Here is a 24,624-nt window from a genome sequence, read left to right as displayed (position 1 = left end):
CTAGATGGTCAAACCGAACCTTGCCAATGCATAGCTAGCGAACGATCTAAAAGAGCTTCAGGTGCGATTTCGTTGGCTCGAGCAAGTAATCATTCATTTGCGAGTTCTTTGCTACTCGGCGGCGCGGGTGGCCGGGTGGATGGCCAGCAGCGGGAAACCACCGCGCCGTTTGCACATGGCCGCCAGTTCCGCATACGCCTTCTCGCCGAGCAGCTCGGTCAGTTCGGGGCCGTAGGTCTGCCACACCTGCTTCTTGCCGACGTGAGCGGCCGGATCACCGGTGCAGTACCAATGCAGATCCAAGCCGCCCTCGCCCCAGCCGCGCCGGTCGTATTCGGTGATCGTGGTCTTGAGCACCTCGCTGCCGTCGGGGCGGGTGATCCGCTCCTGGACGCGCCGGATCGGAAGCTGCCAGCACACCTCGGGTTTCATCGTCAGCGGCTCGACCCCGAGCTTGAGCGCCTTGGTGTGCAGTGCGCAGCCGATGCCCGTCGGGAAGCCCGGACGGTTGAGGAAGATGCAGGCGCCCTTGTATTTGCGGGTGCGCAGCGCCGGCTCGTCGTCGTACTCGTCCGGCTCGAGGTAACCCTTGCGGCCCAGACCCTTGTCCCGGAACTGCCAGTCGGCGTCCGTCAGCTTCTTGACCGCTTCGTCGAGGTTGGCCCGGTCGTCGTCATCGGACAGGAAAGCGCCGTGCGAGCAGCAGCCGTCGTCGGGGCGGTCCTCGACCGTGCCCTTGCAAGCCGGGGTCCCGAAGACGCATGTCCAATGGGACAGCAGCCAGGTCAGATCCGCGGCGATGAGATGCTCGGGATCGTCGGGGTCGTAGAACTCCACCCATTCGCGGGGGAAGTCCAGTTCAACTTCGCCGGGGTGCCCAGTTGTCACAGCGCCCAACGGTAGTCCACATTTGCCCGGCTCTCTCGCTGGCTTTTGCCCCATGTCGCAAGTGGGCCGGTGGGCTCGCACGCTACGTTTGTTCACGTGCGATTAGGCGTGCTCGACGTGGGCAGCAATACGGTTCATCTGCTGGTGGTCGATGCCCACCGCGGCGGGCACCCGACTCCGATGAGTTCGACGAAGGCCGCACTGCGGTTGGCCGAGGCGATCGACGACTCCGGCAAGCTCACCCGCCGCGGCGCCGACAAGCTGATCGAGACCATCGACGAGTTCGCCAAGATCGCGGCCAGCTCCGGATGCGCCGACCTGATGGCCTTCGCCACCTCCGCGGTGCGCGACGCCAAGAATTCCGAGGATGTGCTGGCCCGGGTGCTCGCCGAAACCGGGGTGAACCTGCAGGTCCTGTCCGGTGCCAACGAATCCCGGCTGACGTTTCTGGCGGTGCGGCGCTGGTACGGCTGGAGCGCCGGGCGGATCATCAACCTCGACATCGGCGGCGGGTCGTTGGAGCTGTCCAACGGGGTCGACGAGGCGCCGGAGGTGGCGTTGTCGCTGCCGCTGGGGGCCGGCCGGCTGACCCGCGAATGGCTGCCCGACGATCCACCGGGCCGCCGCCGGGTCGCGATGCTGCGTGACTGGCTGGACAACGAGCTCGCCGAGGCCAGCACCTTCGTCCTGGAGGCCGGCGTCCCCGACCTGGCTGTGGCGACGTCGAAGACCTTCCGCTCGCTGGCCCGGCTCACCGGCGCGGCACCGTCGGGAGCGGGACCCAGGGTCAAGAGGACGCTCACCGCCAACGGCCTGAGGCAGCTCATATCTTTCATCTCTAGGATGACCACGACAGATCGTGCCGAGTTGGAGGGAGTCAGTGCCGAGCGGGCGCCACAGATCGTGGCAGGCGCTCTGGTGGCGGAGGCAAGCATGCGAGCACTGTCATTGGAATCGGTCGACATCTGTCCCTGGGCACTGCGCGAGGGCATCATCCTGCGCCGACTCGATAGCGAAGCTGACGGAACGGCCCTGGTGGAAACCTCGGTGGGGGATGCTGGACACAAGGTTTTTGATCGGTCGACTATTGCCCGATCGAGAGGCACACGATGACTGCACCAGATGAGAGCGAGAACAGCCGACCCATTTCGGTGGCCGAGTTGCTCGCCAAGAATGGAACGATCGGCTCACCGCCGGTCGGCGGGCGGCGCCGCCGCCGGCGCGGCAACAGTGACGCGGTGACGGTTGCCGAACTGACCGGCGAGATCCCGATCATTCGGACCGGCGAGATTCCCATCGCGCGTGACGTCGAGGTGCCTGCCGTCGAGGAGGCCGAGGAGCCGGCCGAGGCAATCGACGACGGGGCAGCCGCTGAGGCCGAAGTACCGGCCAGCAACGGATCGGCCCCCGCCGTCGACCAGGTCGAGCAGGTCGACGAGGAGGAGCCGGCGCGGCCCTTCGATGGACCGCCGCCACGCGCCGACAGCCCGCTGCCCAGGCGTGAGAGCCGTCCTGAGCGCAGCTACGACCCCCGGCCGCTGCGCAGACCCGAACCGCAGCCCGCGGCGGACGCTCCCGACACCGAAGCGTCCGACGCCGAACAGATGGCCTTCGATCCGCTGGACGAAGCCGCCCCGGCGCTGGATCTGGCACCCGACGAGCAGGTCGAGGTGGCCATTGAGGCCGCTGCGCTGCAGTCCTACCTCCGGTCCTCGGGCGGCACGCTGTTCGGTGGCCAGACGGTGGCCGACGACCTGGCCCGCCGCGGTGTCACCGTCGACGAGGACGATGACGGCGGCGCGGTCGCGGTGGCGACCGATATCGATGAAGCCGCCGAGCCCGCAGACTATCCGCGCGAGGGCAAGCTCGCCGCGGTGTGGCGGGCTCTTCTCATTGTCGGCCAGTCGATCCTGGCAGTCGCGTTCGGTGCCGGGTTGTTCATCGCGTTCGATCAGCTGTGGCGGTGGAACAACATCGTGGCGCTGGTGCTGTCGGTTCTGGTCATCCTGGGCCTGGTGGTGGCCGTCCGAATCGTCCGGAAGACCGAGGACATCGCCAGCACGCTGATCGCGGTAGCGGTCGGGGCGCTGGTCACACTCGGGCCGCTGGCGCTGCTGCAATCGACCTGATTCATCAGTGCGCCCCGCAATCAAGGTCGGTCTGTCGACGGCCTCGGTCTATCCGCTGAGGACCGAGGCCGCTTTCGAGTACGCGGCTGAATTGGGTTACGACGGTGTCGAACTCATGGTGTGGGCCGAGACGGTCAGCCAGGACATCGGGGCCATCGCCAAGCTGTCCCGTCGTTACGACATGCCGGTGTTGTCGGTCCATGCGCCCTGTCTGCTGATCTCCCAGCGGGTTTGGGGTGCCAACCCCATTCCCAAGCTGACCCGCAGCGTGCAGGCCGCCGAGCGGCTTGGCGCACAGACGGTGGTGGTGCACCCGCCATTCCGCTGGCAGCGCCGTTACGCCGAAGGATTCAGCGAGCAGGTCGCGGAGCTGGAGAGTCGCAGCGATGTACTGGTCGCGGTGGAGAACATGTTCCCGTTCCGGGCCGACCGGTTCTTCGGCTCCGGGGACCCGTCGATCGAGCGGATGCGCAAGCGCGGTGGCCGTCCCGGCGTTGGGATTTCGGCGTTCGCGCCGTCGTACGACCCGCTCGACGGCAACCACGCCCACTACACGCTGGATCTGTCGCACACCGCGACGGCGGGCACCGATGCCCTGGAGATGGCCGGGCGGATGGGCGCTGGACTGGTGCACCTGCATTTGTGCGACGGCAACGGGGCATCGACCGACGAACATCTGGTTCCCGGCCGGGGAACGCAGCCCACTGTCGAGGTGTGCCAGATGCTGGCGGCCAGCGACTTCACCGGGCATGTGGTCCTCGAAGTCACCACCTCGGGTGCGCGCACCAAGGCCGAGCGGGAGGGCCTGTTGGTCGAGTCACTTCAGTTCGCGCGCACTCACCTGTTGCGTTGAGCGAGAAAGGTATTGATGTACCCCCGGTTCGACGAAGTGATGGTGCTGGCGCCAACTGAAGACGGCTTTACCGCAAACCTGAACGAACACTGGACAATTGGGCCGAAGATCCACGGCGGTGTGATGCTGGCGTTGTGCGCCAAGGCCGCTCGCGAGGCCTATGCGCATACGGGCTTCGAACCTGTTGCGGTATCGGCGGATTTCCTGTCCGCGCCCGATCCCGGTGCGGTGCGGCTGATCACGACCGTGCAGAAGCGCGGCCGTCGCATCGGTCTGGTCGACGTGGCGCTCGTACAGGGCGAGCGGACCTGCGTGCGCACCGTGGTCACCCTGGGTGATCCGGAACATCACGTCGAGCCGCTGCTGTCGGCCAGCCCGGCGACGGCGCTGATGAGCGTCGAGCCGCCCGCCCATATCGAGCCGATCGGGCCGGGCCATCCCGCCGCGGCGATCAACAATCTGGCTCGCGGCTGCGATATCCGTCCGGAGCTGACCGAGACGGTCACCGAGTCCGGCGCACCGGTGTTCAAGATCTGGGTCAGGCCCCGACAGGGGCCGGTGGATGTGTTGTTCGCGCTCATGTGCGGCGACATCTCCGTTCCGGTCTGTTACGCGGTGAACCGTCGCGGCTGGGCGCCGACGGTGCAGATGACCGCGTACCTGCGCGGCATGCCCGATGACGGCTGGCTGCGGGTGGCGTGTACGACGACCCAGATCGGCCAGGACTGGTTCGACGAGGACCACACCGTGGTCGACAGTGCGGGGCGCATCATCGTGCAGACCCGCCAGCTGGCCTTGGTGCCGAGCCAATAGCCGTTCTATAGGGTCTGTGCCCATGGCCAGAATCGCGATCATCGGCGGCGGCAGTATGGGCGAGGCGATCCTTGCGGGGCTGCTTCGGGCGGGCCGGCAGGTCAAGGACCTCGTGGTGTCCGAACGGATGCCTGAGCGGGCCCGCTACCTGGGCGAGAAGTACTCGGTTCGGATGGCGACGGTCGCCGAGGCCGTGGAGACTGCGTCGTTCGTGATCGTCGCGGTCAAGCCGGCCGATGCCGAAACCGTCATCGCCGAGATCGCCGAGGCCGCCGCCCAGGCCGAGAGCGACACCGTCGAGCAGGTCGTCGTCACCGTCCTGGCCGGTGTGACGATCGGTTTCTACGAGGCCCGGCTGCCCGCGGGCTCACCGGTGGTGCGGGTGATGCCCAACGCCCCGGCTTTGGTCGGTGCGGGCGTCAGCGCGCTCGCTGCGGGCCGGTTTGCGACCCCTGAGCAGCTCGCCGACGTCGCGGCGCTCTTCAAGTGCATCGGCGACGTGTTGATGGTCCCGGAGAGCCAGCTCGATGCCGTCACGGCCATCTCCGGTTCCGGGCCCGCGTACTTCTTCCTATTCATCGAAGCCTTGGTCGATGCGGCGGTCGCAAACGGGCTCGGCAGGGCCGTCGCGACCGATCTCGCAGTGCAGACGATGGCCGGATCGGCCGCCTTGCTGCTCGAACGCCTCGACGGCGAGCGGGCCGCCGGCGAAGACGCCGGACTGGACACCTCTGCGGCCCGGCTGCGGGCGATGGTGACCTCCCCGGGCGGGACCACCGCCGCTGGCCTGCGGGAACTCGAGAGGGGTGGGGTCCGGGCGGCCATCGCGGCGGCCATCGACGCCGCGAAAACACGCTCTGAGCAGCTAGGAATTACATCAGAGTAGTTCAAGAATTTTCGGATGGATCTACCCACACCCGTCGCAGTAACCCCATCCGCCACGCTATTCTCCTCGTGTATGCACGGCTGGGTGCCAGCGGTGGGGAAGCCGCTGGAACTGCCGTGCCTGACGGATTGGGTTGCGATGACGTCTATGAACGGGCCATCGGCGCGGGACTCGGCTGGAAAATCGGCGCGGGACGCCGGTGGCGCCGATAGCCCGCCGGCCGCCAGAGCTCAATTTCTGACCGTCGCCGAAGTGGCTGCGCTGATGCGTGTCAGCAAGATGACGGTGTACCGCTTGGTGCACAACGGTGAGCTCCCCGCGGTGCGGGTGGGCCGGTCGTTCCGGGTGCATGCCAAGGCCGTCCACGACCTGCTGGAGACGTCGTACTTCGACGCAGGCTAGGTCGTTGGTCTCACACGGCTGGTTGCTCGTCGCGCGAGCGCTCATCGGTGGTCGTTTTCCGTTCTGCATGCCTGCTTAGGTAAGGTGTCGCAGGACATTGAGAAGCCTGCTCTGATGCGGGCACTGCAAAGACTTAGGTAGCGGATTTCATGGGTTCAGTCATCAAGAAGCGGCGCAAGCGCATGTCGAAGAAGAAGCACCGCAAGCTGCTGCGTCGTACCCGGGTCCAGCGCAGAAAACTCGGCAAGTAGTTCCCCTGCCGGGCCTGCCCCGGTGAGACGTCGAGCCGCGCCGGGCGCAGGCGCAAGCCGATAGGCTGTCCTGATGGATTCCGGCGGTACCGACTCCGAAACTCCGCACTACCCGAAGGTCGTGCTGGTCACCGGTGCCTGTCGATTCCTCGGCGGGTATCTGACTGCCCGGTTGGCGCAGAACCCATTGATCAACAAGGTCATCGCCGTCGACGCCATTGCGCCGAGCAAGGACCTGCTGCGCCGGATGGGGCGCGCTGAGTTCGTCCGCGCCGACATCCGAAACCCGTTTATCGCCAAGGTGATCAGAAACGGCGAAGTCGACACCGTCGTGCACGCCGCAGCGGCCTCTTACGCCCCGCGCTCGGGCGGACGCGCCACGTTGAAGGAAATCAACGTGATGGGCGCCATGCAGTTGTTCGCGGCCTGCCAGAAGGCGCCGTCGGTTCGCCGGGTGATCCTCAAGTCGACCTCTGAGGTCTACGGTTCGCACCCGCACGACCCGGTGGTCTACACCGAGGACAGCAGCAGTCGTCGTCCGCCGGGCGAGGGTTTCACCCGCGACAGCATCGACATCGAGGGCTACGTGCGCGGCCTTGGTCGGCGCAGGCCCGATATCTCGGTCACGATCCTGCGGCTGGCCAACATGATTGGCCCCGGCATGGACACCGCGCTGTCGCGGTATCTGGCCGGCCCGGTGGTGACCACGGTGCTCGGCCATGACGCGCGGCTGCAGCTGCTGCACGAGCAGGACGCTCTCGGGGCGCTGGAGCGCGCGACGATGGCGGGCAGGTCGGGCACGTTCAACATCGGCGCCGACGGCGTGATCATGATGTCGCAGGCGATCCGGCGAGCCGGGCGCGTTGCGCTTCCCCTGCCGAATCCCGGCTTTTGGGCACTGAATTCGTTGCGCAGGACGGGCCGCAGTTCCGACCTCAACCGTGACCACATGGACTGGCTTAATTACGGGCGCGTCATGGACACCACGAGAATGCGCTCCGAGTTGGGGTTTGCGCCGAAATGGACGACGATGGAGGCCTTCGACGATTACGTGCGTGGCCGAGGTTTGACCCCGATCATCGACCCGAAATGGGTACGATCTCTGGAGAGTCGCGCAGTCGCCGTAGCGCAGCGATGGGGCGGCTGATGAGCCGATGGTGGGGAAGAGGTAACCGAAGTGGCGGGTGAATCCAAAGCGAAAGTGATTCCGCTGCATTCGAATTCAAGTCGTGCAGCGGCCGCCCGACGGGCTGCCCAGCGCGCCGAGGCCGCCCGCCGGCATCCCTCGCTGCTGTCCGACCCCGGCACCCGCGCCTCGGCAGACGATATTGCCGCTGTCGTAAGGGAAATCGACGCGCGTCGTGGCGCTGGCACAATGGGTCGCCCCGACGAGGCTCCCAACGAACTGGCGCAACGTATTTCGGCGATCGCCGATTTCGTCTACAAGCGGCTCACCGGTGATTACTCGGTCGACGAATTCGGTTTCGACCCCCAGTTCAACAACGCGCTCGTTCTGCCTTTGCTGCGATTCTTTTTCCAGAATTGGTTCCGGGTCGAGGTCAGTGGTATCGAGAACCTGCCCAAGAATGGGGCAGGCCTGCTGGTCGCCAACCACGCCGGGACGTTGCCGTTCGACGGGCTGATGCTGTCGGTGGCGGTGCACGACCACCACCCGAACCACCGCGACTTGCGGTTGCTGGCCGCTGACATGGTGTTCGACATGCCGATGATGGGCCCGATCGCCCGCAAGGCCGGCCACACCATGGCGTCCACCGTCGATGCCCACCGGCTGCTGGTCGGCGGCGAGCTGACGGCGGTCTTCCCGGAGGGCTACAAGGGCCTGGGCAAGCCGTTCAAGGATCGCTACAAGCTGCAGCGATTCGGCCGCGGTGGGTTTGTCTCGGCGGCGCTGCGCACCAAGGCCCCGATCATTCCGTGCTCGATCGTCGGGTCCGAGGAGATCTATCCGATGATCGCCGACGTGAAGCTGCTCGCGCGGGTGCTGGGACTGCCGTACTTCCCGATCACACCGCTGTTCCCGTTGGCCGGACCGGCCGGGTTGGTACCGCTTCCGTCCAAGTGGCACATCACATTTGGTGAGCCCATCGAGACCGCCGACTACGACGAATCAGCGGCCGACGACCCGATGGTCACCTTCGATCTCACCGACCAGGTGCGCGAGACCATTCAGCAGACGCTCTACCAGTTGCTGACCAAGCGTCGCAACATGTTCTTGGGCTGAGCACCCCGGGCCAGCTCGCAGCGCTCGAGGTCAGCGCTGGGTTTGCCTGCCTAACGCCGCCGCGGCGATCGCGGCCACCTGAGCGTTGGTCTCTTCGTCGCCCGCGGCTTCACCGATCATTGTCACCACGGTGGTCATCACCGGTTTGCCGTCCTCGTCGGTGACTTCACTGCGCAATTCGCTGATGACCGTGCCGTGCGATTCGACGACCGAATCCAGCCAGGAATCGAAGAACAATTTGTCGCCGGCCACGATCGGCCGGTGGAAATGGATCTTCTGGTCGCGGTGAATGACGCGCGCGATATTGATGCCGACGTCGAAGTTGAGGAAGATGTCCAGCTGCACTTGGCGTCCCGCGATCGCGATGAACGTCAGCGGCGCCACCACGTCGGAGTAGCCCGCCGCCTTGGCCGCTTCCTCGTCGAAGTACAGCGGGTCGTCCGACTGGATCGCCTTGGCGTACTCGCGGATCTTCTCCCGGCCGACCAGGTAGTAGTCCGGATAGCGGTAGTGAGTTCCGATGATGTCGCTGGCGAATGACACCCGGGGAGCCTATCAGCGGGTATCGCGGTGGCTGTGCGGGCGAGCGGCGTTGTCAGTGCTCGTGGCGGCGTGACACGGCGGCCGCGAGCGCCCCGCCGATCGCGCCTAGAGCCAGTGCGGAGGGCACTCCGATGCGCGCCGCTTTGCGCGCCGTCCGGAAATCACGGATCTCCCAGCCGCGCTCGCGGGCCAGCTCGCGCAGGTTGGCATCCGGGTTGATGGCGACCGCAGTGCCGACCAGGGACAGCATCGGCACGTCGTTGTAGCTGTCGGAGTAGGCGGTACAGCGCTTCAGGTTCAGACCCTCGCGGACAGCGAGCTGCCGCACCGCGTGCGCCTTACCGACCCCGTGCAGGATGTCGCCCACCAGCCGGCCGGTGAACACCCCGTTCTCGGACTCCGCGACGGTGCCCAGCGCTCCGGTCAAGCCCAGCCGGCGGGCGATCGTGTCGGCCAGCTCGAAGGGCGTGGCGGTGACCAGCCACACCTGCTGGCCGGCATCCAGATGCATCTGGGCCAGCGCGCGGGTGCCGGGCCAGATCTTGTCGGCGATGATGTCGTCGTAGATCTCCTCGCCGACCGCGATCAGCTCGGCGGTGGAACGGCCCTCGATGAAGGCCAGTGCCTTGCGCCTGCCTTCGGCCACGTCATCGCTGTTCTCCCGGCCGGTCAGCTGGAACTTGGCCTGCGCGTAGATGAATTTGGCCATGTCGGCGTAGGTGAAGTACTTGCGGGCGGCCAAGCCGCGACCGAAGTGCACCAGCGACGAGCCCTGCACCAGTGTGTTGTCGACGTCGAAGAACGCCGCCGCGGTGAGGTCGGCGGGCGGCGGGGCGACCGGCTCGGCCGCCTGCGGTCCGGGCTCGCGATGCGCGGCGATGCTCGCGTCGCGTGCCACGGCGCTGGCCTGCTCGGCGACCAACTCGTCGACGGCGCGCTCGGCACTCGCATCGCCGGCGAGTTCCTGGTCGTCGTCCCCGGGCCCCATGGGACAACCCTAACTGCGACACTGGGACACGTGAGCCGCGCACACGTCGAGCTGTTGACCCGGGCCGGATGCACCATCTGCCAGCGGGTCTACCACCGGCTGGCCGAGCTGGCCGACGAGCTCGATTTCGAGCTGTCCGCCGTCGACGTCGACGCCGCGGCCGCGGCCGGGGACAGCGCGCTACGAGCCGAATTCGGCGATCGTCTGCCGGTCGTCCTGCTCGACGGCCGCGAGCACAGCTACTGGGACGTCGACGTCGAACGGTTACGGGCCGATCTCGCACCCGGCCGCGCGGCCGTCGACGACAGGTGAACGAACCGCCGGAATTTGGCCAGCCGCCTGCGCAGCGTTTACCGTGGAAGTAAGTTTCACTAACGGAGCATTCCGTCGCAGCAAGGGAGCGGGCCAGGTGATCGTGCCGTGAGCGTCCTGCTGTTTGGGGTGTCGCATCGAAGCGCTCCGGTTTCCGTTCTCGAGCAGTTGTCCACCGACGAGTCGGACCAGGTCAAGATCATCGACCAGGTGTTGCAATCGCCGCTGGTCACCGAGGCGATGGTGCTGTCCACCTGCAACCGGGTCGAGGTCTACGCGGTAGTCGACGCCTTCCACGGTGGCCTGTCCGCGATCGGTCAGGTGCTGGCCGAGCACTCCGGCATGTCGATGGGCGACCTGACCAAATACGCCTACGTCCGCTACAGCGAGGCCGCCGTCGAGCATCTGTTCGCCGTCACCAGCGGTCTGGACAGCGCGGTGATCGGCGAGCAGCAGGTGCTCGGTCAGGTCCGCCGCGCCTACGCCAACGCCGAGACCAACAAGACCGTCGGCCGGGTCCTGCACGATCTGGCCCAGCGAGCGCTGTCGGTGGGCAAGCGGGTGCACTCCGAGACCGCGATCGACGCCGCCGGCGCCAGTGTGGTTTCCGTCGCATTGGACATCGCGGGATCGCGGCTGACCGGATTGGGCGGGCGCACCGCCACCGTCATCGGCGCCGGTTCGATGGGCGGGCTGTCGGTGGCGCACCTGCTGCGCGCCGGTATCACCCACATCGACGTCGTGAACCGCTCACTGCCCCGCGCCGAGCGGCTGGCGGACAACATCCGTGCGCAGGGGGCCACTGCCCAGGCGCTGACCCTCGAGCATCTTGCCGAGGCGCTGGCCGCCGCGGACGTGGTCGTCAGCTGTACCGGCGCGGTGCGCCCGGTGGTGTCGCTGGCTGACGTGCACAACGCGCTCGCCAGTGCCCGCCGCGACGAGACCGCGCCTCCGCTGGTGCTCTGCGACCTCGGAATGCCCCGCGACATCGACCCCGCCGTCGCCGGATTGCCCGGTGTCTCGGTTATCGACATGGACCGCGTGCAGCGTGAACCGTCTGCCCGCGCTGCGGCCACCGACGCCGAAGCCGCCCGTCAGATCGTCGCCGCCGAGGTTGCCAGCTACCTGGCCGGTCAGCGGATGTCGGAGGTCACCCCGACCGTGACCGCCCTTCGCCAGCGTGCCGCCGACGTCGTCGAGGCCGAGCTGTTGCGGCTGGACAACCGGCTCCCGGGCCTGGATGACTCCCAGCGCGACGAGGTCGCCCGCACCGTGCGCCGGGTGGTCGACAAACTGCTGCACGCCCCGACCGTGCGGGTCAAGCAGCTGGCCAGCGCACCCGGTGGAGACGCCTACGCCGAGGCATTGCGCGAACTCTTCGAACTCGATCCGCAGGCCGTCGATGCCGTCGCCGCAGGTGAATTGCCCCTGCCGGCACCGGAATTCGATCAGGGCCGAGCCGACGGCGCCGGGTAGCACGGTTGGCCGGCAGTAACGACGCGGTAATCCGGATCGGCACCCGGGGCAGCTTGCTGGCGACTACGCAGGCCGGGACCATTAGAGATCAACTCATCGAGCGCGGGCATCGCGCCGAGCTGGTCATCATCAGCACCGAGGGCGACCGATCCGACAAGCCGGTCGCCGAAATCGGGGTCGGCGTGTTCACCGCCGCGCTGCGCGAGGCGATCGCCGACGGCCGCGTGGACATGGCCGTGCACTCGTACAAGGATTTGCCGACGGCCCCCGACGAACGCTTCGTCATCGCCGCGATCCCCCCTCGGCAGGACGCCCGCGACGCGTTGGTGGCCCGCGACGGGATGGTCCTGGGAGAGTTGCCGACCGGCTCGGTGATCGGTACGAGCTCCGTGCGACGGGCGGCACAGCTTAGAGCACTGGGTCTCGGTTTGGAAATCCGCCCCCTAAGAGGCAACCTAGATACCAGGTTGAACAGGGTAAGTAGCGGTGATCTCGACGCCATCGTGGTTGCCCGGGCGGGCCTGGCCCGCCTCGGACGACTCGGCGATGTCACCGAGACGCTGGAGCCGGTGCAGATGTTGCCAGCGCCGGCGCAAGGTGCGCTCGCGGTCGAGTGCCGCGCAGGCGACACCGAGCTCGCGACGCTGTTGGGAGAGCTGGACGATCCCGACACCCGCGCCGCGGTCACCGCCGAGCGAACCCTGCTGGCCGAACTGGAGGCGGGTTGTTCCGCACCGGTGGGCGCGATCGCCGAAGTGGTCGAGTCCATCGATGACGACGGCCGCGTCTTCGACGAGCTGTCACTGCGCGCATGCGTGGCGGCAGCAGACGGATCCGACGTGATTCGTGCGTCCGGTATCGGCACTCCCGGCCGAGCCGCAGAGCTGGGGCTCGCGGTGGCTGCGGAGTTGTTCGAACTCGGTGCGCGGGAGGTCATGTCGGTACAAGGCTCCGTGAATGCGAAGACAGACGGAGTGGAGCGGGAGTGAAGCGATGACTGGGCATGTGAGCGGTCGGGGACGTAAGGCGAAGCCGGGACACATCACGTTCGTCGGCTCGGGTCCAGGCGACCCCAACCTGCTGACGACGCGTGCCCGCACCGTGTTGGCCAATGCCGCGCTGGTGTTCACCGACCCAGACGTGCCGCAGGCCATCCTCGCCGTGGTCGGCACCGACCTGCCGCCGGCTGTCGGCCCTGCCCCGGCGCCCGAGGGTGCCACGGCCGACGGACATGACGAGACCGCCCCGCCGGTCGTCAACGTCGGCCCCGACGTCCGCCCCGCCCTCGGGGACCCGGCCGAAGTGGCCAAGACCCTGGCGGCCGAGGCCAAGGCCGGCTTCGACGTGGTGCGTCTGGTCGCGGGCGACCCGCTGTCGATCGACTCGGTCATCACCGAGGTCAACGCGGTGGCCCGGGCCCACGCCGAATTCGAGATCGTTCCCGGCCTGCCCGCCACCAGCGCGGTGCCGACGTACGCGGGTCTGCCGCTGGGCTCGGCGCACACCGTCGCCGACGTGCGCGGCGAGGTCGACTGGGCGGCGCTGGCCGCCGCGCCCGGCCCGCTGATCCTGACCGCCAGCGCCTCGCACCTGCCCGAGGCCGCCCGCACCCTGATCGAGTACGGCCTGGCTGACGGCACGCCGTGCGTGGTCACCTCCAACGGCACCACCTGCGCCCAGCGGTCGGTGGAGACCACGCTGCAGGGGCTGACTGACCGCGCCACGCTGGCCTGCAACAGCGACCCGGCCGGTCCGCTGACCGGCACGCTGGTCGCCACCATCGGCAAGACCGTGGCGCACCGGGCGAAGCTGAACTGGTGGGAGAGCCGCGCCCTGTACGGCTGGACCGTGCTGGTGCCGCGCACCAAGGACCAGGCCGGCGAGATGAGTGACCGGCTGGTCGGTCACGGTGCACTGCCTATCGAGGTCCCGACCATCGCCGTCGAGCCGCCGCGCAGCCCGGCCCAGATGGAAAGGGCCGTCAAGGGTTTGGTTGACGGCCGCTACCAGTGGGTGGTGTTCACCTCCACCAACGCGGTGCGCGCGGTGTGGGAGAAGTTCGGCGAGTTCGGTCTGGACGCCCGTGCGTTTTCGGGTGTGAAGATCGCCTGCGTTGGCGAGTCGACCGCGGATCGGGTGCGGGCCTTCGGCGTGAGCCCCGAGCTGGTGCCGGCCGGTGAGCAGTCCTCGCTGGGCCTGCTCGACGAATTCCCGGAGTACGACAGCATTTTCGATCCGGTCAACCGGGTATTGTTGCCGCGCGCCGACATTGCCACCGAGACGCTGGCCGAGGGTCTGCGCGACCGCGGCTGGGAGATCGAGGACGTCACCGCCTATCGCACCGTGCGCGCGGCACCGCCGCCGGCGGAGACCCGCGAGATGATCAAGACCGGCGGGTTCGACGCCGTCTGCTTCACCTCCAGCTCCACCGTGCGCAACCTGGTCGGCATCGCCGGTAAACCGCACGCCCGCACGATCGTCGCGTGCATCGGCCCCAAGACGGCAGAGACCGCAGCGGAATTCGGCCTGCGGGTGGACGTTCAGCCCGAGACGGCAGCGGTCGGCCCGCTGGTCGATGCGCTGGCCGAGCATGCCGCCAGGCTGCGCGCCGAGGGTGCGTTGCCGCCGCCGCGCAAGAAGAGCCGACGCCGCTAGGGGGCTGCGTGTCATACCCGCGTCAGCGTCCGCGCCGGCTGCGCTCAACGCCGGCATTGCGCCGATTGGTTGCCGAAACAACTTTGCAGCCACGGCATCTGGTTCTCCCGATGTTCGTCGCCGACGGGATCGATGAGCCGCGGCCGATATCTTCTATGCCCGGCGTCGTTCAGCACACCCGCGAATCGCTGCGCCGTGCCGCGCAGCAGGCGGTCGAAGCCGGTGTCGGCGGGCTGATGCTGTTCGGAGTGCCTCGGGAGGCGGACAAAGACCCCATGGGGTCCTGCGGTGCGGATCCCGACGGGATCCTGAACGTCGCGCTGCGCGACCTGTCCAAGGACCTCGGCGATGACACCGTGCTGATGGCCGACACCTGCCTCGACGAGTTCACCGACCACGGACATTGCGGCGTCATCGACGCCCGCGGCCGGGTCGACAACGATGCCACCACCGCTGAATATGTCAAACTCGCTGTGGCACAGGCAGAATCGGGTGCCCGGGTGGTTGGGCCGAGCGGAATGATGGACGGTCAGGTGGCCGCCATCCGCGACGGGCTGGACGCGGCCGGGTTCACCGACGTGCTGATCCTGGCCTATGCGGCGAAATTCGTGTCGGCGTTCTACGGCCCGTTCCGCGACGCGGTGGGCTCGAGCTTGCAGGGCGACCGGCGTACCTACCAACAGGACAGCGGCAACGCGCGAGAAGCGTTGCGCGAGATCACACTCGATCTCGACGAGGGTGCCGACATCATCATGGTCAAACCTGCCATGGCCTACCTGGACGTCGTGCGCGCGGCCGCCGACGTCTCACCGGTTCCGGTTGCCGCCTATCAGGTATCGGGGGAGTACGCGATGATCAGCGCGGCCGCGGCCAACGGATGGATCGACGGCCAAGCCGCGGCACTGGAGTCGCTGACCAGCATCCGACGGGCCGGCGCGGACATCGTCTTGACCTACTGGGCCGCCGACGTCGCTGGCTGGCTGGCGTGAGCGACGCTTGCGGAGCGAACCGTGGGTGGACACGCCGCGCCCTCGCTTGCGAGGTGGCGGCGTGAGCGACGCTTGCGGAGCGAACCGTGGGTGGACACGCCGCGCCCTCGCTTGCGAGGTGGCGGCGTGAGCGACCAACAGCCACCCGAGGCTCCCGCGCGTCCCGCCGACGTCGACACCGGATTCTGGCTGTGGCTGACCGCGCTGCCGTTGATGGTGATCGGCTACATCACCAACGCCTACTTCGCTGCGGGCAAGCAGGCCTCGGTCCTGGTCGTCGGTGTCTCCGTGCTGATCTCGTTGATGGTGGCCGCCCTGGTCCTGACCTTCCTGTTCTTGATGCGATCCGGGTACCGCTGGACCCGCACACTGCTGACCGGCGGCGGCGTGGCCACCGTGATCTACACCGGGGCCAATCTGTTCAGCGGTGAGCGTGACACCGTGCAGGCGGTGATCTTCGCGGTCACCGGCATCGTCGGGTCGGTGCTGATCCTCGGCGGCGCGTTCCTGTTGCACCGGCCGGACGCCCACGGGTTCTTCACCAAGTGAACCGATAGGCTGGCCCGACCATGACCGCTACCCAACCCAGGCCCCGGATCGTCTCGATTGCGTTTTGGTGCTGGCTTGCGGCGGCGATTCTGCTGATGTTGGGTGGCCTGCTGACGTTGTTTTCGCAGGCTCCGGTTCCGGTGTTCTTCCGAGGTGCCGGCGTGCTGTGGATCGTCAGCGGTGCGCTGTTGAGCTATCTGGCCGGTCGGTCTCGTGGTGGTGATACCAGGTTCCGGCGGGCCGCCGTCGCGCTGTCGATCGCACTGGCTGTGCTGTTGGCCCTGTTCTCGGTGATGACCAGCGGCCTGCTGTGGCTGGGGATCCTGATCCTGGTGATGGTCGCCGCGGTCCTGGTCATGCGTCCGTCGGCGCAGGAGTGGTACCAGCCGGACGATAAACCGGAGTCCAATGCTTGAGGGTCAGCCGGTCGAGCAGCCGGAACGACTGTTTTTCGAGAACGGTGCCAGCTGGTACTGGCTGCTTGCCGGGCCGGCGTCGGCGATCGCGATGCTGCTCATCCAGTTCAAGGGCGGCGTGGGCTTCCAGCCGGTGGTCCCGTTGATCTTCCTGGTGCTCGTGACGGGATTCCTGGGTCTGCAAGTCAAGGCCGCACGCATCCATACCAGCGTCGAACTGACCCGCGATGCGTTGCGGCAGGGCGCTGAGGTCACCCCCTTGACTCACATCGTGGGAGTCTTCCCCGAAGCGAAGCACTCGGTGAAATCCCGTGAGCCCCTGGAGAAGTGGCAGCAAGCGCGGGCGCTTGGCGAATTGTCCGGCGTGCCGAGGGGCCGCACTGGAATCGGTGTGGAGCTCACCGGCAAGCGCACCGCGCAGGCGTGGGCGCGCAACCATCGGGGCCTGCGAGCGGCTCTCACCGAGTTGGTCGGGGAAAAGACGGCGAGCACTCAGTGAGGCATGCCATCCAGCTGGTGCTGGCCGTGCTGGCGCTGGCGGGCGCGGTGATCACCGCCGCGCAGGCCCGCGGCGTGGTGTCGGTGGCACCCGTCGCCGACGGTGAGCCGTCGACGACGTCGTTCGTCTTCGATCCACCGCTGATGATGTTGACCTGGTTGCTGGTCACCACGGCGGGAGTTCTCGCAGTGCTGGGCATCGCCGGCCTGCGTCGGGCCAGGAAGGCTCGCGAGGCGGCGCTCAAAACACCCGCGTCTGACCCTCCAGCACCGGAACCGTCGTAGGCAGCTTGTAGGTCTGCACGCCGTTGCGCCACATCACCGCGTCCCGAGCGTGTTCGGGCAGGTGTTTGACCAGCCAGCGCGGGTCGTCGAACGTCCAGTGCGGGTAGTCGGAGCTGAACAGCAGGATCTTTTCGCATTCCATCCACTCGAAGGCCCGCAGTAGTTCGGTCTTGTCCTCGGGGTAGTCCAGCGGCTGGGTGGTGAACTTGATGTGGTCCTTGACGTATTCACTCGGCTTGCGCTTGATGTCCAGCCAGGACTTGCGGGCCGAGTAGATCGCATCCATCCGCCACATCAGCGGCAGGATCCAGTTGAACGCATGCTCCACGAACACGATGCGCAGCGTGGGATAGCGGTCGAAGACCCCGTCGAAGATCAGGCTCATCACCTGGTTGGCGGCCAGCAGCGAGTAGCTGACCATGAAGTCGTGGTTGTAGCTGGGCAGGCCCACCGGCGGGATCGGCAGGGTCTCGTACTTGCCGCGGCCCAGGTGGCAGCTGACCGTGATGTCGTGCCGGGTGGCGGCGGCCCAGACGGGGTCGTATCGCGGGTCGCCCCACGACGGGCGGGGCTCGGCCTTGATCAGGATCTGCGACATGTACGGGTGTCCGGCCCATTTCTCGATCTCGCGCGCGGCCCCGGCCGGATCCTCGATGGCCACTGAGATCGATCCGCGCCAGCGTTCGTGCCAGTTGTTGCGGCTGTCCAGCCAGTGCTGGTCGAGCCAGAGGTTGGTCGCGATGGCCGCAGCCTGGGCGGCATCGGCCAGCCGGGCGCCGGGAGCCAGCGGTTCCAGGATGCAGATATCCGCACCGGCCTCCATGACCAGCTGGCGAAATGCCAGCTCGGGGTCGCTGCCGGCGAACTCCCCGTCGTCGGGGAAGGTATCGGTGCGCATCGCGAACGCGTGCGCGTAGTCCGGCGCGTCGTAGTAGATCTGCTCGCCGATGGGGTGGGATCCGAAGTACTTCGTGCGCCAGGGCTCGGGTATGTAGTCGGTCAGCACTCCGCGTCGCGGTACCGGGTGGACGTCGGAATCCACGCACCGGACGGCGATGTGTTCGGTCGGTTCCGACCGTTGCTCGATGTGCGTCAGGGTCATCGGTCATCTCTTCGTCGTCGGTGTGTCCAGTGTCCCACTCCAACTGCGGGTGGTCCCCGAGAAAAATGAAGTAGTGGCCTACGCATGTCGGGAGAAGGCTTATGCGGGACAGTTGAAGAGGCGGAGCTAGCAGTGCCGTTGCCCGGGTGGGGGATGAATCTCAAACCTGTTCTGCGACAATATGATACGACGAATCGCAGCATGAGCAGGGAGTGAGGAGGGGGCGTGGAGCGCATCCGCAGTCTGTCATCGGAATCCGCACAGGTGCCGGCTACGCTGCACGGCCAGCTCTTTCTGCTCGCTTTCGACCCCAAACTGGGCCGATTCGCCGGCCCCGATTCCACGTTGTTCGGGCTGGGTCTGCGTGCCGCGATGCTGGCCGATCTTTATCTGCAGGGTTACCTGGTGGAACGCCAGGGCTGGGCCGTCCCGGGCCGGGCCGCCAGCCCCGACGACCCCATCCTTCGCGCCGCATTTGCCCAGGTAGGCGTCCACAATCGCGCGACGTGGGCGCAGTTGGTCACCGGAAACGCACCCGAGGTGATTTCGGTGGTCCGGGAGCAGTTGCTCACCGAGGGCTGGCTGCGTCCCGGCCTGCACGCGGTTCTGGCGGTGCCCGCCGCGGGTCTCGAACCGTATGACACCTGCCGTGTCGGCATTCTGGCCGATCAGGTCACCGGTGCCCTGCGCAATGCGGTCGCCGGGGAGCCTGCCGAGCCGTGGCGGCTGGCGTGCGGATTGGTGGCGGTGCTCACGCAGATGCCCGGTGTGGCCGGTTTCGCGGCACGGGCAGATCGCGATCGGGTGCAGGAGCTGGCCCGCTATGGGATCGCGCCGGTTGCCGGTCTGGCCGAAGCGATCCGACTGCACCGCGAGGGCGTGCCTGCGCAGTGGGCGGGTGGGTCGCCGTGACGGCCCGCGAGTGGCGACACCTGCACGTGGTGCCGCCACTGAGCGCCGTCGACGAGGACCCCGAGCCTCCGGAGCCGCAGGATCCCGAGCCGCCCGACGAAGAACTCCGCGTGCTGTTGTGGTGACCGGGTAGACACTGGACAACATACCCCCTAGGGGTATCATCACGGTATGGCGACAACCGACCTCCAGTTGACTGGCATGAGCTGCGCGTCCTGCGCGGCCAGGATCGAGCGCGGCCTCAACGATCTGGATGGCGTGCAGGCCACGGTGAACTTCGCCGTCGAGCGCGCACACATCGAACACGGGCCGCAGATTTCCGAGCACGACCTGATCCACGCCGTGGAATCCACGGGCTACCACGCGTCGGTGGTGGACCACTCCGGCCACGGACACGACCACATGGACCACGACGTCCCGACCGAACAGCTGCGGCCGCGGCTCATCGGCTCGGCGGTGCTGGCCGTTCCGGTGGTGGTGCTGTCGATGGTGATGGCGTGGCAATTCCCGGGCTGGCTGTGGCTGGTGTTGGCGTTGACGACACCGATCGTGTTCTGGGGCGGCTATCCGTTCCACAAGGCCGCGCTGAACAGTGCGCGGAACGGCGCTTCGACCATGGACACCTTGGTATCCATCGGCACGCTGGCGGCCTACCTCTGGTCGCTGTATGAGGTGGTGACCGGGGCGGCCACGCACGGTCACGGGCATGTGTACTTCGAGGTGGCGGCGGCAGTGACGGTGTTCCTGCTGGCCGGTCGGTATGCCGAGGCCAAGGCCAAGCGGTCGGCCGGCGCCGCGCTGCGTGCGTTGCTGTCGCTGGGCGCCAAGGACGCCACGGTGCTGCGGGACGGGACCGAGGTGCGAATCCCGGTGGGGGAGTTGCGTGTTGACGACGTGATCGTGGTCAGGCCCGGTGAGCGGGTGGCCACCGACGGTGTCGTCGTGGACGGCGCATCGGCACTGGACACCTCGGCGATGACCGGTGAGTCGGTGCCTGTCGATGTCGGGGCGGGCGCCGAGGTCCTCGGCGGCGCGGTGAACACCTATGGCCGGATCCTGGTGCGCGCCAGCCGTGTCGGCGCCGACACCCAGCTGTCCCGGATGGCCCGCATGGTTGCCGACGCGCAGAGCGGGAAGGCCTCGATCCAGCGGCTGGCCGACCGGGTGTCGGCGGTCTTCGTACCGGTTGTGCTGGCCGTCGCAGCGATCACGCTGGTGGCCTGGCTGCTTGCCGGTGGTTCGGCGGCCGCGGCGTTCACCGCCGCAGTGGCGGTGCTGATCATCGCCTGCCCGTGCGCGCTCGGCCTGGCGACGCCGACCGCGATCCTGGTCGGCACCGGCCGGGGCGCGCAGCTCGGGGTGCTGATCAAGGAGCCGCAGGTGCTCGAAACCGTCACCGGTATCGACGCCGTCGTCCTGGACAAGACCGGCACGGTCACCACCGGCACGATGTCGGTCGCAGCCGTCGAGGCCGAACCCGGCGCCGATGACGACGCCGTGCTGGCCTGGGCCGCAGGCGTCGAAGCGGCTTCCGAACATCCGGTGGCCGCCGCGATCGTGGCCGCAGCCCGTGAGCGGGGCCTGCGCGTGCCCGAGGTGAGTGACTTCGCCAACGACCCCGGGACCGGGGTCAGCGGCGTGGTCGAGGGGGTGACGGTCCGGGTGGCCCGCGCCTCGGATGATGACGGGCGCACGAGTGTGGCGGTGACGGCCGACGGCACTCGGCGCGGAGTGATCCGCCTGGTCGACGCGGTCAAGCCGACCAGTGCCGAGGCGATCGCCGAACTGAAGGCGATGGGGATCACGCCGATCCTGCTGACCGGCGACAACCCGGCCGTGGCGGCGCGGGTGGCCGCCGAGGTCGGCATCGCCGCCGAGAACGTCATCGCCGGTGTGCTGCCCGCGGAGAAGGCCGAGGCCATCAAGCGGCTGCAGGCGCAGGGTCGCACGGTCGCGATGGTCGGCGACGGGGTCAACGACTCCGTCGCGCTGGCCACCGCCGATGTCGGTCTGGCGATGGGCACCGGCACCGACGCCGCCATCGAGGCGGGCGACATCACGCTGGTCCGCGGCGACCTGCGGACCGTACCGACCGCCCTGCGGCTGTCGTCGCGCACCCTGCGGATCATCAAGCAGAACTTGTTCTGGGCGTTCGGCTACAACGTGGCGGCGATCCCGCTCGCCGCGCTGGGCCTGCTGAATCCGATGATCGCCGGCGCCGCGATGGCGTTCTCGTCGGTGCTGGTGGTGACCAACAGCCTGCGCCTCAAGCGATTCGTCTGACTGCGCGAAACCGACATTTCGCCGGTCTTGGCGCGGAGTGACGCTGGTCACGAAGCACTTGGTACAAAGTGCGAAATCTGTAACGCTGTTTCACATGACGGATACAGCCGAGTCCCAGTCGACCATCGATGCCCTGCCGCTCGGCCCACAGTCACTGGTGTGGCGCTACTTCGGCGACAACCGGATGTTCCTGATCGGACCCCGGCCGGCCGTGCTGCAGAACATGCTTGCCGAATTGGGCCAGGGTGTGCTGGACCACTCGGTGTTCTTCGCTGACACCGCAGCGCGGGTCAAACGCTCGTTGCCGCCGATCTTCAAGACCGTCTACGGCAGCGACGACGACAACGCCGGGACCAGCGTCCGTGACTTCCACCACGACATCAAGGGCGACATGCCCGACGGCAACCGCTATCACGCGCTGGATCCCGACACCTACTTCTGGGCGCACGCGACGTTCTTCGACCAGGCCCTGTACTTCGCCCACACCTTCGTCAAGCGGCTCTCGCGCGCCGAGAAGGAGCAGATGTACTCCGAGTCCAAGACGTGGTATCGCCGTTACGGTGTCAGTGATCGCCCGATGCCTGCCGATTACGCAGAGTTCGAGCGCTACTGGGACCGCATGATCAACGAGGTGCTCGTCGCCCACCCCACCGCCAAATACGGCGTCGGCTATGTCACCAAGGGGTTCCCGAAGCCCAAGGCCGTCAACCCGATTGTGTGGCGGCTGGTTTCGCCGGTGTTCAACCCGGTGGCGGCGTTCCTGACCACCGGGGGGATGCCGCCGCGCACCCGTGAGTTGCTCGGCCTGCCGTGGAGCGAGCGCAAGGAACGCAATTATCAGCGGTTCGCCGCGTTGTGGCGCTCGCGCCCGGTCAACTGGCTGTGGGACCATCTACCGATGAACGTCCGCTACAACCGCTATGCCGCAGCGGGTTTCGCGCAGGCAGGGCATGTCTGACCCGTCGACCGAAGCGATCCTCGACGCCGCGCTCGTCGAGTTCGATCGGCACGGCATCCGCCGGGTCGCCCTCGATGACGTCGCCCGCCGGGCCGGGGTGAGCCGGACAACGATCTATCGCCGCTTCGCCAACAAGGACGACCTGGTGTCCGCCGTGGTGGACCGGGAGAACGCCCAGCTGTTCGCCGACATCGCCGAAGAGCTCAAGAACGCACGGCCACAGTCGAATTACTATGTCGAAGCATTCACCCAGGCGATCCTGCGCGGTCGCAAGCACCGGGTGCTCAACCGGATGGTCCGCGACGAACCGGCGCTGACGCTGGAGTTGGCCCGCCGACACTATGCGGCTGCGGTGCAGCGCATTGAGGCCGCGCTGCAGGTGATCTTCCCGCCGGGCTTCGCCGATCGGATCGGACCGCGGGCTGTCCACGAACTGGCCGACAACATCTGGCGATACGCGATCATGGCCGAACTGCTACCCGGCCCGGATCCGATCGAAACTGCAGACGATATCCGGGCTTTCGCCACCAAGCACTTCTTACCGAGTCTGCCTGATGCGCTGCGGGCAGTTTCGGTCTAGTTCCCGGCCGGGCAATCGACGTCGACGTAGGCGGCGGGTGCGGCCTGGTGCACGCCGGTGACGGTGCACTGAGACAGCGCTCCGTTCGGCTGGCCGTTGAGTTGAACGTCATAGCCCTGGCTCTCCAATTGGCTGATGATGTCGGGTGCCGGGCCGATTCCGGAAGTCACAAGGTGGGTGATGCTGATGAGCGCTACTCCAATGATGTTGCTGTACATGCCTTTAGATATGTGGTCTGGTTACACGCCGTGCGGCGGAGCCAACACTTGCACCACGCCGCCCTTTTCCCGAACCTCGAAGTGCGGCAATGGCTTCGGTGCGATCGGCAACGCATGGGTGATGACCACTCCGGCCGGCGAGAATGACGTCGAATGGCACGGGCAGCGCAGCCGGTCGACACTTTGGTCGAACCACAGCTTGCAGCCCTGGTGGGTGCACACCCCCGACACCGCCTCCACCTTGCCGTTGACCCGGCGGACGAACCCGTTGACCGAGCCCAGATCAAAGGCGTGCATGGTTCCCTCGGACACCTCGGTGCTGGACGCCACGGTCTGCCATGACCCGTCGACGGGCACCATGTCACCGTCGGCGATCTGTGGTCCGTTGGTATTGGGGCGCAGCACAAGTCGGTCAACGGAAACGCCGGCCACCGCCGCTGTTGCCGCGGCGGTGGTCCCGAGGATCACCTGCCGGCGGGTGGCCGGCGGCCCGGTGTCGGGCGCGGGGACATCCGCAGTCGCGCGCGCAGGCGCTGACGACATTTCGGCGGCCAGCCGCGCCTTGAGCCCGGTCACGAATTGCGGGCGCGGCTCACCGGCATCTTCGCGAACGGCGATCAGGTCGATGGCCGTGCGCAACTGCGCGGCCTCGAAATCGCTGGGGGTGAAGCCCTTCGGGTGGCGCCCGGCCAGCATGTCGTCGATGTAGCGGCGCAGTTCGCGGCGGGTCATGGCAGTGCCCTCTCGCTGATCTGTGCGGCCAACCGCAGTGCCCGATGCTGCAGCACTTTGGCGTTCGCGACGCTTACGCCGAGGGTACTGGCCGTCTCTCGCACCGAACAGCCTTGAAGGAAGCGAAGTTCCAGCACGCGTCGGTAGTTGTCCGGAAGGGCGTCCAGCAGTGCGGCGACGCGTTGGGGTGCGGTGCTTGGTGCCGCCGGACCGAAGTCGGTGGCGGGCAGGTCCTCGACGGTGGTGATCTCGGTGCCCAGGGTGGCCCGCCAGTGCGCCGCCAGTACGGTGCGCGCTGTGGCCCGCAGATAGGCGCGTACCTCCGGGATGCTCGCGGTCAGGCGCAGAGGCCGCATCGCGGCCACAAAGACCTCGGAGGTCAGGTCCTCGGCGTCGGCTTGGTTCCCGACTCGGCCGAAGATCATCCGGTACATCCAGGTCACGTTGTCGTCATAGACGGCTTCCCAATCCGGATAGTGCGCATCGGGGACCAGACGTAGGTCTGGTCGCGGGCGCCGATCATCGTCCGACGCCACCATCGTTTGCCTTCCGCTCATCATCCAGAGATAGGCGGCGGGGTTACGCATCCCTCGGTGTAACCGTCGGCCTACCTCTTCATGAGACGGTCCGCGCTGCGGACATGGTTCAGCCGAGGAGGCAGATT

At 67.4% G+C, this 24,624-nt stretch carries 30 protein-coding genes; 23 read left to right on the top strand and 7 right to left on the bottom strand.

What is annotated here, in order from left to right:
* Positions 1 to 111: 111 nt before the first annotated feature.
* Positions 112 to 942: a DUF3109 family protein gene (locus HPC46_RS00535; protein ID WP_233716137.1), complete on the bottom strand. Its 831-nt coding sequence runs from the start codon at positions 940 to 942 to the stop codon at positions 112 to 114.
* A gap of 42 nt (positions 943 to 984) precedes the next feature.
* Between HPC46_RS00535 and HPC46_RS00530 the strand changes: the two genes are divergently transcribed.
* The 9 genes from HPC46_RS00530 to HPC46_RS00490 all read left to right on the top strand — a co-directional run bounded on the left by HPC46_RS00530 (position 985) and on the right by HPC46_RS00490 (position 8,464).
* Complete coding sequence (locus HPC46_RS00530; protein ID WP_179466263.1) at positions 985 to 2,001, top strand: Ppx/GppA family phosphatase; 1,017 nt, start codon at positions 985 to 987, stop codon at positions 1,999 to 2,001.
* The gene (locus HPC46_RS00525) at positions 1,998 to 3,017 is read left to right on the top strand and encodes an Rv0497 family membrane protein (protein ID WP_179466262.1); all 1,020 of its coding nucleotides are present in this window, start codon (positions 1,998 to 2,000) and stop codon (positions 3,015 to 3,017) included. Before HPC46_RS00530 ends, HPC46_RS00525 begins: the two co-directional genes overlap by 4 nt.
* A gap of 7 nt (positions 3,018 to 3,024) precedes the next feature.
* Positions 3,025 to 3,870, top strand: coding sequence for a sugar phosphate isomerase/epimerase family protein (locus HPC46_RS00520; RefSeq protein ID WP_179466261.1), 846 nt, complete (start codon positions 3,025 to 3,027; stop codon positions 3,868 to 3,870).
* Between the two features lie 15 nt (positions 3,871 to 3,885).
* Positions 3,886 to 4,683 carry a thioesterase family protein gene (locus HPC46_RS00515; RefSeq protein ID WP_179466260.1) on the top strand — a complete coding sequence of 266 codons (798 nt, stop codon included), beginning with the start codon at positions 3,886 to 3,888 and terminating at the stop codon, positions 4,681 to 4,683.
* Positions 4,628 to 5,569, top strand: a complete 942-nt coding sequence (gene proC, locus HPC46_RS00510) for a pyrroline-5-carboxylate reductase (protein WP_325096516.1) — start codon at positions 4,628 to 4,630, stop codon at positions 5,567 to 5,569. The genes HPC46_RS00515 and proC overlap by 56 nt, the downstream gene beginning before the upstream one ends.
* A gap of 138 nt (positions 5,570 to 5,707) precedes the next feature.
* Positions 5,708 to 5,971, top strand: coding sequence for a helix-turn-helix domain-containing protein (locus HPC46_RS00505; protein WP_036422530.1), 264 nt, complete (start codon positions 5,708 to 5,710; stop codon positions 5,969 to 5,971).
* A 149-nt stretch (positions 5,972 to 6,120) separates the two neighbouring features.
* Positions 6,121 to 6,222: a 30S ribosomal protein bS22 gene (locus tag HPC46_RS00500; protein WP_003402602.1), complete on the top strand. Its 102-nt coding sequence runs from the start codon at positions 6,121 to 6,123 to the stop codon at positions 6,220 to 6,222.
* Positions 6,223 to 6,295: 73 nt separating this feature from the next.
* Positions 6,296 to 7,369, top strand: coding sequence for an SDR family oxidoreductase (locus tag HPC46_RS00495; RefSeq protein ID WP_179466258.1), 1,074 nt, complete (start codon positions 6,296 to 6,298; stop codon positions 7,367 to 7,369).
* Between the two features lie 30 nt (positions 7,370 to 7,399).
* Entirely contained in the window at positions 7,400 to 8,464 is a 1,065-nt protein-coding gene (locus HPC46_RS00490; protein WP_179466257.1) for a lysophospholipid acyltransferase family protein, read from the top strand.
* A gap of 30 nt (positions 8,465 to 8,494) precedes the next feature.
* Here HPC46_RS00490 and HPC46_RS00485 read toward each other — a convergent pair whose 3' ends face one another.
* Together HPC46_RS00485 and HPC46_RS00480 are read right to left on the bottom strand one after the other, a co-directional pair.
* Positions 8,495 to 9,007 carry an FAS1-like dehydratase domain-containing protein gene (locus tag HPC46_RS00485; RefSeq protein ID WP_179466256.1) on the bottom strand — a complete coding sequence of 171 codons (513 nt, stop codon included), beginning with the start codon at positions 9,005 to 9,007 and terminating at the stop codon, positions 8,495 to 8,497.
* Positions 9,008 to 9,059: 52 nt separating this feature from the next.
* Entirely contained in the window at positions 9,060 to 9,995 is a 936-nt protein-coding gene (locus HPC46_RS00480) for an HAD family hydrolase (protein WP_179466255.1), read from the bottom strand.
* Positions 9,996 to 10,025: 30 nt separating this feature from the next.
* Here HPC46_RS00480 and HPC46_RS00475 point away from each other — a divergent pair, with 30 nt between their 5' ends.
* From HPC46_RS00475 to HPC46_RS00435, 9 genes are all read left to right on the top strand, one after another.
* Positions 10,026 to 10,307 carry a glutaredoxin family protein gene (locus tag HPC46_RS00475; RefSeq protein ID WP_179466254.1) on the top strand — a complete coding sequence of 94 codons (282 nt, stop codon included), beginning with the start codon at positions 10,026 to 10,028 and terminating at the stop codon, positions 10,305 to 10,307.
* 108 nt (positions 10,308 to 10,415) lie between these two features.
* Positions 10,416 to 11,783, top strand: a complete 1,368-nt coding sequence (locus tag HPC46_RS00470) for a glutamyl-tRNA reductase (RefSeq protein ID WP_179466253.1) — start codon at positions 10,416 to 10,418, stop codon at positions 11,781 to 11,783.
* Between the two features lie 5 nt (positions 11,784 to 11,788).
* A complete protein-coding gene (gene hemC, locus HPC46_RS00465) occupies positions 11,789 to 12,772 on the top strand; it encodes a hydroxymethylbilane synthase (RefSeq protein WP_179466252.1) in 984 nt (327 codons plus the stop codon).
* A gap of 16 nt (positions 12,773 to 12,788) precedes the next feature.
* A complete protein-coding gene (locus HPC46_RS00460) occupies positions 12,789 to 14,438 on the top strand; it encodes a bifunctional uroporphyrinogen-III C-methyltransferase/uroporphyrinogen-III synthase (RefSeq protein WP_179466515.1) in 1,650 nt (549 codons plus the stop codon).
* Between the two features lie 8 nt (positions 14,439 to 14,446).
* Positions 14,447 to 15,427 (top strand): porphobilinogen synthase, encoded by a 981-nt coding sequence (hemB, locus tag HPC46_RS00455; RefSeq protein ID WP_179466251.1) that lies wholly within the window; start codon positions 14,447 to 14,449, stop codon positions 15,425 to 15,427.
* Between the two features lie 126 nt (positions 15,428 to 15,553).
* Positions 15,554 to 15,976 (top strand): hypothetical protein, encoded by a 423-nt coding sequence (locus tag HPC46_RS00450; protein WP_179466250.1) that lies wholly within the window; start codon positions 15,554 to 15,556, stop codon positions 15,974 to 15,976.
* Positions 15,977 to 15,996: 20 nt separating this feature from the next.
* Positions 15,997 to 16,392, top strand: a complete 396-nt coding sequence (locus HPC46_RS00445; RefSeq protein WP_179466249.1) for a hypothetical protein — start codon at positions 15,997 to 15,999, stop codon at positions 16,390 to 16,392.
* Entirely contained in the window at positions 16,385 to 16,891 is a 507-nt protein-coding gene (locus HPC46_RS00440) for a transport-regulating membrane protein Mce1N (protein WP_179466248.1), read from the top strand. The genes HPC46_RS00445 and HPC46_RS00440 overlap by 8 nt, the downstream gene beginning before the upstream one ends.
* The gene (locus HPC46_RS00435; protein WP_179466247.1) at positions 16,888 to 17,175 is read left to right on the top strand and encodes a hypothetical protein; all 288 of its coding nucleotides are present in this window, start codon (positions 16,888 to 16,890) and stop codon (positions 17,173 to 17,175) included. Before HPC46_RS00440 ends, HPC46_RS00435 begins: the two co-directional genes overlap by 4 nt.
* Here HPC46_RS00435 and HPC46_RS00430 read toward each other — a convergent pair.
* Entirely contained in the window at positions 17,132 to 18,277 is a 1,146-nt protein-coding gene (locus tag HPC46_RS00430; protein ID WP_179466246.1) for an amidohydrolase family protein, read from the bottom strand. The two genes, HPC46_RS00435 and HPC46_RS00430, sit on opposite strands and share 44 nt — an antisense overlap.
* A gap of 225 nt (positions 18,278 to 18,502) precedes the next feature.
* Between HPC46_RS00430 and HPC46_RS00425 the strand changes: the two genes are divergently transcribed.
* From HPC46_RS00425 to HPC46_RS00410, 5 genes are all read left to right on the top strand, one after another.
* Positions 18,503 to 19,189 carry a GPP34 family phosphoprotein gene (locus HPC46_RS00425; protein ID WP_179466245.1) on the top strand — a complete coding sequence of 229 codons (687 nt, stop codon included), beginning with the start codon at positions 18,503 to 18,505 and terminating at the stop codon, positions 19,187 to 19,189.
* Positions 19,186 to 19,314 (top strand): hypothetical protein, encoded by a 129-nt coding sequence (locus tag HPC46_RS35455; protein ID WP_267909789.1) that lies wholly within the window; start codon positions 19,186 to 19,188, stop codon positions 19,312 to 19,314. Before HPC46_RS00425 ends, HPC46_RS35455 begins: the two co-directional genes overlap by 4 nt.
* A gap of 46 nt (positions 19,315 to 19,360) precedes the next feature.
* Positions 19,361 to 21,472, top strand: a complete 2,112-nt coding sequence (locus HPC46_RS00420) for a heavy metal translocating P-type ATPase (protein WP_179466244.1) — start codon at positions 19,361 to 19,363, stop codon at positions 21,470 to 21,472.
* 94 nt (positions 21,473 to 21,566) lie between these two features.
* On the top strand, positions 21,567 to 22,430 hold the full coding sequence (locus HPC46_RS00415; RefSeq protein WP_179466243.1) for an oxygenase MpaB family protein: 864 nt from the start codon (positions 21,567 to 21,569) through the stop codon (positions 22,428 to 22,430).
* Positions 22,423 to 23,010, top strand: coding sequence for a TetR/AcrR family transcriptional regulator (locus HPC46_RS00410; RefSeq protein WP_179466242.1), 588 nt, complete (start codon positions 22,423 to 22,425; stop codon positions 23,008 to 23,010). The genes HPC46_RS00415 and HPC46_RS00410 overlap by 8 nt, the downstream gene beginning before the upstream one ends.
* Here HPC46_RS00410 and HPC46_RS00405 read toward each other — a convergent pair.
* Genes HPC46_RS00405 through HPC46_RS00395 form a run of 3 tightly spaced genes read right to left on the bottom strand, consistent with a single transcriptional unit; the run spans position 23,007 to position 24,499 of the window.
* Complete coding sequence (locus HPC46_RS00405; RefSeq protein WP_179466241.1) at positions 23,007 to 23,228, bottom strand: hypothetical protein; 222 nt, start codon at positions 23,226 to 23,228, stop codon at positions 23,007 to 23,009. The genes HPC46_RS00410 and HPC46_RS00405 overlap by 4 nt on opposite strands.
* Positions 23,229 to 23,249: 21 nt before the next feature.
* Positions 23,250 to 23,960 (bottom strand): Rieske (2Fe-2S) protein, encoded by a 711-nt coding sequence (locus HPC46_RS00400; RefSeq protein WP_179466240.1) that lies wholly within the window; start codon positions 23,958 to 23,960, stop codon positions 23,250 to 23,252.
* Positions 23,957 to 24,499: an RNA polymerase sigma factor gene (locus tag HPC46_RS00395; protein WP_179466514.1), complete on the bottom strand. Its 543-nt coding sequence runs from the start codon at positions 24,497 to 24,499 to the stop codon at positions 23,957 to 23,959. The genes HPC46_RS00400 and HPC46_RS00395 overlap by 4 nt, the downstream gene beginning before the upstream one ends.
* Positions 24,500 to 24,624: the final 125 nt, after the last annotated feature.

This window comes from Mycolicibacterium vinylchloridicum (genome assembly GCF_013404075.1).
In the GTDB taxonomy this organism is placed as follows: Bacteria; Actinomycetota; Actinomycetes; order Mycobacteriales; family Mycobacteriaceae; genus Mycobacterium; species Mycobacterium vinylchloridicum.
Note: the sequence above shows the minus strand (reverse complement) of the source record. Positions and strands in the feature narration are given on the sequence as shown.

Coding starts and splice junctions, on each gene's coding strand:
- HPC46_RS00535 (WP_233716137.1), bottom strand. CDS start 942: ATGGGGCAAAAGCCAGCGAGAGAGCCGGGCAAATGTGGACTACCGTTG.
- HPC46_RS00525 (WP_179466262.1), top strand. CDS start 1,998: ATGACTGCACCAGATGAGAGCGAGAACAGCCGACCCATTTCGGTGGCC.
- HPC46_RS00515 (WP_179466260.1), top strand. CDS start 3,886: ATGTACCCCCGGTTCGACGAAGTGATGGTGCTGGCGCCAACTGAAGAC.
- HPC46_RS00505 (WP_036422530.1), top strand. CDS start 5,708: ATGACGTCTATGAACGGGCCATCGGCGCGGGACTCGGCTGGAAAATCG.
- HPC46_RS00500 (WP_003402602.1), top strand. CDS start 6,121: ATGGGTTCAGTCATCAAGAAGCGGCGCAAGCGCATGTCGAAGAAGAAG.
- HPC46_RS00495 (WP_179466258.1), top strand. CDS start 6,296: ATGGATTCCGGCGGTACCGACTCCGAAACTCCGCACTACCCGAAGGTC.
- HPC46_RS00480 (WP_179466255.1), bottom strand. CDS start 9,995: ATGGGGCCCGGGGACGACGACCAGGAACTCGCCGGCGATGCGAGTGCC.
- HPC46_RS00445 (WP_179466249.1), top strand. CDS start 15,997: ATGACCGCTACCCAACCCAGGCCCCGGATCGTCTCGATTGCGTTTTGG.
- HPC46_RS00440 (WP_179466248.1), top strand. CDS start 16,385: ATGCTTGAGGGTCAGCCGGTCGAGCAGCCGGAACGACTGTTTTTCGAG.
- HPC46_RS00430 (WP_179466246.1), bottom strand. CDS start 18,277: ATGACCCTGACGCACATCGAGCAACGGTCGGAACCGACCGAACACATC.
- HPC46_RS00420 (WP_179466244.1), top strand. CDS start 19,361: ATGGCGACAACCGACCTCCAGTTGACTGGCATGAGCTGCGCGTCCTGC.
- HPC46_RS00415 (WP_179466243.1), top strand. CDS start 21,567: ATGACGGATACAGCCGAGTCCCAGTCGACCATCGATGCCCTGCCGCTC.
- HPC46_RS00410 (WP_179466242.1), top strand. CDS start 22,423: ATGTCTGACCCGTCGACCGAAGCGATCCTCGACGCCGCGCTCGTCGAG.
- HPC46_RS00405 (WP_179466241.1), bottom strand. CDS start 23,228: ATGTACAGCAACATCATTGGAGTAGCGCTCATCAGCATCACCCACCTT.
- HPC46_RS00400 (WP_179466240.1), bottom strand. CDS start 23,960: ATGACCCGCCGCGAACTGCGCCGCTACATCGACGACATGCTGGCCGGG.
- HPC46_RS00395 (WP_179466514.1), bottom strand. CDS start 24,499: ATGGTGGCGTCGGACGATGATCGGCGCCCGCGACCAGACCTACGTCTG.